Source organism: Geomonas sp. (genome assembly GCF_056994735.1).
The window spans coordinates 1-1,606 of record NZ_JBXKJL010000480.1 but is presented as its reverse complement, the minus strand read 5'-3'; the positions used below and the strand labels follow the sequence as shown (position 1 = coordinate 1,606).

2 protein-coding genes are annotated in these 1,606 nt (G+C 59.1%); both read left to right on the top strand.

The features are described 5' to 3' along the window. Nucleotides 1–181 (top strand): hypothetical protein (locus tag AC11W3_RS20515; RefSeq protein WP_484093669.1); only part of this gene is annotated, 181 nt, incomplete at its 5' end. 73 nt (nucleotides 182–254) lie between these two features. After that, the gene (locus AC11W3_RS20510; RefSeq protein WP_484093668.1) at nucleotides 255–1,601 is read left to right on the top strand and encodes a transposase; all 1,347 of its coding nucleotides are present in this window, start codon (nucleotides 255–257) and stop codon (nucleotides 1,599–1,601) included. The last annotated feature ends 5 nt before the right edge of the window (nucleotides 1,602–1,606 follow it).

The following is a 1,606-nucleotide window of genomic DNA, read 5'->3' as shown; positions in this document are numbered from 1 at the left end:
GGAAGGCCATGCGGCGCTCGGCGGGAGGCTGCGCGAGCCCGCGCGCGAAGGTGTGGATGTCGCCACCCGCCATGAAGTGCTTGCCCGCGCCGCGCAGGACGACGACCCGCAGCGAGTCGTCCGCCGCTGTATAACCTCGGGTCAGCCCGGTGGAAGCTGCATTCTGGCTGAGAACCGGTAGAAAGCACGACTTGGAAAGTTAGCGCTGAAGAGGCAAGCTAAAAAGTACACATACCCAGCTAGCGAAGTGCGCGATGCTACCCTTAGCCGGTGTCCCCCTCTTGATTGCCGCGTGGCTGAAGTCGTATCGAGACATTTTTTGTCGGGACGCGGGCTTTGAACATGTCAGCCGTTATCTCGCCGGGTTGTTGCTCAGCCCCAATAAGACCTTGCAAGCGATCTATGCCCAGCAAGTGTGGCCTGAAGAGCCGCCGGCCAGCCGACGGGCGATGCATGCGGCGGTGTTTGAAGCGGGCTGGGACAGTGGCGATTTGATGCGCCGGCATCGGGAGGTGGTCGCCGATACCCATCGAGGCCGGGGGTTAGAAGTGATTAGCCTGGACTGGACCTATGTCCATCACGAACGGGGACCGGCGATTTATGCGGTCAAGCGGGCTTATGATCACGTAGAAGGCCGCCTGAGCCGTTACCAGACCGTGGTCACGGCCGTGGTGGCCAATACCGATTACCTGGACGGGGCGGCGGTTGAAGTCCAGTTCCCAAACTATCAAACCGAAGAGTTAGCGTACTTACAGGTGACTGCCCAAGAGAACTACCCCAACTTAGAAGCAGCCCGGCAGCGGGTCTTGGAGTTACTGCACTATCACCAGAATCGAGTCGGCTATCGCAAACGCACGGACATCGCGGTAGCGATCGTGCAGCAACTCGAAGCCGAAGGTCAGTTTCCGCACGCCCACTATGCCTTTGATAACGGGATCCTGTGTCTCCCCTTAACGCGCCTGATCGAAGCCCATGGGAAGCACTGGGTTTCGGAACTGGAAAGTTCCCGTGGGATTCAGTGGCAAGGGCAGTGGCGCCGGGTCGATGAGGTGGCCGCTGAACTCCGCACCCATCACCCCAACAGTTTCCGTCAGCTCCAGGTCACCGGTCGGAACGGTGAGGAGAAGACCTGTTGGGTTTTCACCAAAACGGTTCGCTTGAAGCGCTATGGACGCAAGCGCCTGGTCATCGTCCATGACCAGGCGGAGTTGACAGACTTGCCCCGGTTTTTACTCACCGATGCCCTCCACTGGGACGGTGCTCGCATCATCCGGGTGTGGAGTTATCGCTGGCCGATCGAGAGCTTTCATGAGTTCTGCAAACAAGTGGTCGGACTGGAAGCGGCTCAGGTGCGCAAGGAGGAAGCGGTCAAACGCCACTTCCGGTTGAGTTGCGTAGCGCAGTCTCTCCTCCAGCGCATCCCTGGGGGTGGCAGAAAATCGGAACGATTTACCTTTGCTGCCCATCATCAGCAAACCATCGGCCAGAAGCTCTATACCCTCCATCGAGACGCCTTAGGGCAGTTGCTGCGGTTAGTCCATGGACTCTTCGCGCAAGGTCACCCTTGTGAGCAGGTGCTGGAGCGATTAATGCCGGCTTGAATCGA

Bases quoted from the DNA above. Each gene is read 5' to 3' on its own strand.
- AC11W3_RS20510 (WP_484093668.1), top strand. From the start codon at position 255: ATGCTACCCTTAGCCGGTGTCCCCCTCTTGATTGCCGCGTGGCTGAAG.